General features: G+C 67.9%; 5 protein-coding genes. All 5 read right to left on the reverse strand.

Annotated elements, in window-relative coordinates; all coding sequences use genetic code 11:
• Positions 1 to 720 (reverse strand): ATP-grasp domain-containing protein (locus LPZ50_RS23205; protein WP_230665221.1); only part of this gene is annotated, 720 nt, incomplete at its 3' end.
• Between the two features lie 35 nt (positions 721 to 755).
• Positions 756 to 1,274 (reverse strand): 5-(carboxyamino)imidazole ribonucleotide mutase, encoded by a 519-nt coding sequence (purE, locus tag LPZ50_RS23210; RefSeq protein ID WP_230665222.1) that lies wholly within the window; start codon positions 1,272 to 1,274, stop codon positions 756 to 758.
• Positions 1,275 to 1,392: 118 nt separating this feature from the next.
• The gene (locus LPZ50_RS23215) at positions 1,393 to 1,962 is read right to left on the reverse strand and encodes a disulfide bond formation protein B (protein WP_230665225.1); all 570 of its coding nucleotides are present in this window, start codon (positions 1,960 to 1,962) and stop codon (positions 1,393 to 1,395) included.
• A gap of 19 nt (positions 1,963 to 1,981) precedes the next feature.
• Positions 1,982 to 2,140 (reverse strand): DUF5993 family protein, encoded by a 159-nt coding sequence (locus tag LPZ50_RS23220; protein ID WP_230665223.1) that lies wholly within the window; start codon positions 2,138 to 2,140, stop codon positions 1,982 to 1,984.
• A gap of 137 nt (positions 2,141 to 2,277) precedes the next feature.
• Positions 2,278 to 3,159: a phosphoribosylaminoimidazolesuccinocarboxamide synthase gene (locus LPZ50_RS23225; protein ID WP_230665224.1), complete on the reverse strand. Its 882-nt coding sequence runs from the start codon at positions 3,157 to 3,159 to the stop codon at positions 2,278 to 2,280.
• Positions 3,160 to 3,473: the final 314 nt, after the last annotated feature.

Raw genomic sequence — 3,473 nt, forward strand, 5'->3', positions numbered from 1 at the left:
CTGGCGCCGCGCGTGCGCGGCATCGCCGTCGGCGGGCGCCACCGTGGACACCGCCAGGATGCCGTCGCGATGCAGGTTGCGCGCCACCGGGAACACCACGTCGGCGCCATCGAAGCCGCGCGCCAGCACCACGGAAATTTCGTAGTCCAGCGGCATCAGGGCTTCCAGCACACAGGGCACGCCGCCGAACTCGACGAAGGCGGCCAGCGCCTCGTCCCGCGACGCCACGGGCGCCTGGCCCTTGCCGTCGTAGCCCAGGCGGGCCACTTTCAGAATGCCGGGGAACAGCGCGTCGGGCGCGTCGCGCAGGTCTTGTGCCGCGCGTACCGCGGCGTGCGGCGCCACCGGAATACCCTGGGCGGCAATGAAGGCCTTCTCGTCGTTGCGGTCTTGCACGATGGCCACGGCGTCGGCGCCGGGGCTGACGCGGCAATGCGCGGCCAGGGTGCGCAGGCTGCCGGCCGGCACGTTTTCGAATTCGGTGGTGACCACGCGGCAGCTGCGCGCCAGTTCCGCCAGCCCGGCCGGATCATCGTAGGCGGCCTGGATGTGGCGGTCGGCTACCATGGCGGCCGGGCCATCGGCGGCCGGATCCAGCACCACCACGCGGTAGCCCATGCTTTGCGCCGCGTGGCAGAACATGCGGCCCAGTTGGCCGCCGCCCAGCAGGCCCAGCCAGTCGCCGGGCGCGATCGAGAAAGAATCGATAGAAGAAGTCATACGGTAGCGCGCCGTTGGCCGGACGCGTGGCAAAGTCACTGGGGAGGCACGACCATGTTGCGGGCCGTTTCGGTCTGGCGCGCGCGGAATGCGACCAACTGGCGGTGCAGGGCGTCGTCAGTGGCGGCAAGCGTGGCAATGACATGCAGCGCCGCATTGGCGGCGCCGGCCTCGCCGATAGCGAAGGTGGCCACCGGCACGCCCTTGGGCATTTGCACGATGGACAGCAGGGAATCTTCGCCGCGCAGGTAGCGGGACGGCACCGGCACGCCGAACACCGGCACTTCGGTCAGGGCGGCCATCATGCCCGGCAGGTGGGCGGCGCCGCCCGCGCCGGCGATGATGCCGCGCAGGCCGCGCGCGCGCGCGGCGGCGCCATAGTCGGCCATGTCCTGCGGCATGCGGTGGGCCGAGATGACACGGGTTTCGTGCGGCACGCCGAACTCTTCCAGCATGGCCACGGCATTTTTCATGATGTCCCAGTCACTGGAGGAACCCATGATCACGCCCACCACAGGGGCGGCTGGCGCGGGCGCGGAAGAGGTAGTTGTCATGGCAGGGTCGGCAAGGCAGAAGTGGCGGGCGGGCGCCGCAAGGCGGCACGGCGGGCGGGAAACCGGCTATTTTAACCGCCCCGGCCCGGCTCTGGCCGAACCTACCCGCCGAGGCTGCCTACCGGGCCTGCGCGGCGGGCGCCGGCTGCACGGACGCGCTGGCCTGGCACTCGCCCAGGCCGCACTCCAGCGAGGTGACCGCCACATTCGCCAGGATGGCCAGCAGGAACAGCCCCATGACTACCAACGCCGGGACGGCCACGGGCTTTTTCAGGGCGTTGTCGCCCCATTTCCGGTCGGCGGCCAGCATCAGCGTGCAGAACACCAGCAACGCGCAAAAAGCCAGGAACGCCCAGGAATACAGATGCAGGCCCAGCAGCGGTGGCGGCCCGGGCTGGGCAACCGGGCCGGCCTGGGCCAGCAACTGGTTGCCGGCGGCGGCCACTCCGCCCAGGGAGGCGGCGATCACCATGGCGTAATGCAGCGGCGACGGCCCCAGCCGGATATTCAGCAGCAGTCCCACGCCCGCCATGGCCAGCGCGGCGCGCTGCAGCAGGCACAAGGGACAAGGCGCGGCGCCATACAGCAGCTGCCAGGCGAACGCCACGTATAGCAGGACGCTGATGCCCAGCAGCACCAGAGTGTTGATGATGCGCGAACCTCTGGCGGGGTTCAGCGAGAAAATCACGCTCATGGGCCGGCGGCCGCTACAGGGCCAGCACGAAAGGCTCGGCCAGGTGCAGGCGCGCGCCCGCCACGAAAATCGCCAGGGTCGCCAGCCAGAGCGTGAAGCAGGGGCGTCGTTTGCCAAGCATGGCGTACCACACCGCCATGGCGCTGGTAAGAAAGGGCAACATCATGATCATGCGATCGATCCTCCGGAGGTCGATCGTTACGATACGAAATATTACGTTGCCCTGGGGCCTGAACAAGGCGGCAAAACCGCCCTATTTTGCGCATTTGGCCGGTACCCGGCCGGCACTGGACCTGCCCCGGCGCGCAATCAGGCCAGCAGGCGGTCGAGCGCTTCGCGGTATTTGGCGGCGGTTTTCTGCAGCACGTCTTGCGGCAGGCGGGGCGCGGGCGGAGTCTTGTCCCAGGCCTGGGTTTCCAGCCAGTCGCGCACGAACTGCTTGTCGAACGAGGGCGGGCTGATGCCGACTTGGTAGCCATCGGCCGGCCAGAAGCGCGACGAGTCGGGGGTAAGCACCTCGTCCATCAGGTACAGGGCGCCGTCGTCGTCCAGGCCGAATTCGAACTTGGTGTCGGCAATGATGATGCCCTTGGTGGCGGCGAATTTGGCCGCCTCGGTGTACAGGCGCAGCGTGACGTCGCGGATGCGTTCGGCCATTTCCTGCCCTACTTCGTTCACGACGTGGGCGAAATCGACGTTTTCGTCGTGCATGCCGAATTCGGCCTTGGCGGCTGGCGTGAACAGGGGTTCGGGCAGCTTGCTGGCCTGCTGCAGGCCGGCGGGCAGTTGGATGCCGCATAGCGATCCGGTGGCCTGGTAGTCTTTCCAGCCCGAGCCGATCAGGTAGCCGCGCGCCACGGCCTCGACCAGGATGGGCTTCAGGCGCTTGACCACCACGGCGCGGCCGCGCACCTGGTCGAGTTCGTCGGGCGCCACCACGTCTTCGGGCTGCACGCCGGTGGAGTGGTTGGGCAGAATGTGCGCCAGTTTGCGCAGCCAGAATTCGGTCAGCTCGGTCAGCACCTGGCCCTTGCCAGGAATGGGGTCGTCGAGAATGACGTCGAACGCGGAGATGCGGTCGGAAGCGACGATGAGCAGCTTGTCGTCGCCGACGGCGTACATGTCGCGCACTTTGCCGCGACCCAGTAGCGGCAGGGACTTGATGCTGGATTGGTGCAGGGCGGAAGTCACGAATCGGCCTATCGCAAAAATGGGCATAGGTTACTGCAAATGGCGGCGGTGCGTTGGGGTGTAGCCAGGGTGGCGTGAACGGGGGTGAGTTCCTGGGCTTGGGCATGGGGTTCTTGCGCCGTTCGGTTGGGTTCCTGGCTGGTTGTTGGCGGTCTTGCTACGTTCGGTGATGTTCCTGGCTGGTTGTTGGTGTTCTTGCTACGTTCGGTGATGTTCCTGGCTGGTTGTTGGTGTTCTTGCCCCGTCCCGCGGCGCCCGGGCAGGCGGTGGCGGCGAACGTGCGTCGGGCTCGGGCGCATCCAGGCGCCCTCGGC

This window comes from Bordetella petrii, from assembly GCF_020991325.1.
GTDB lineage: Bacteria > Pseudomonadota > Gammaproteobacteria > Burkholderiales > Burkholderiaceae_B > Bordetella_A > Bordetella_A petrii_E.

Coding starts and splice junctions, on each gene's coding strand:
- LPZ50_RS23220 (WP_230665223.1), bottom strand. CDS start 2,140: ATGATCATGATGTTGCCCTTTCTTACCAGCGCCATGGCGGTGTGGTAC.
- purE (WP_230665222.1), bottom strand. CDS start 1,274: ATGACAACTACCTCTTCCGCGCCCGCGCCAGCCGCCCCTGTGGTGGGC.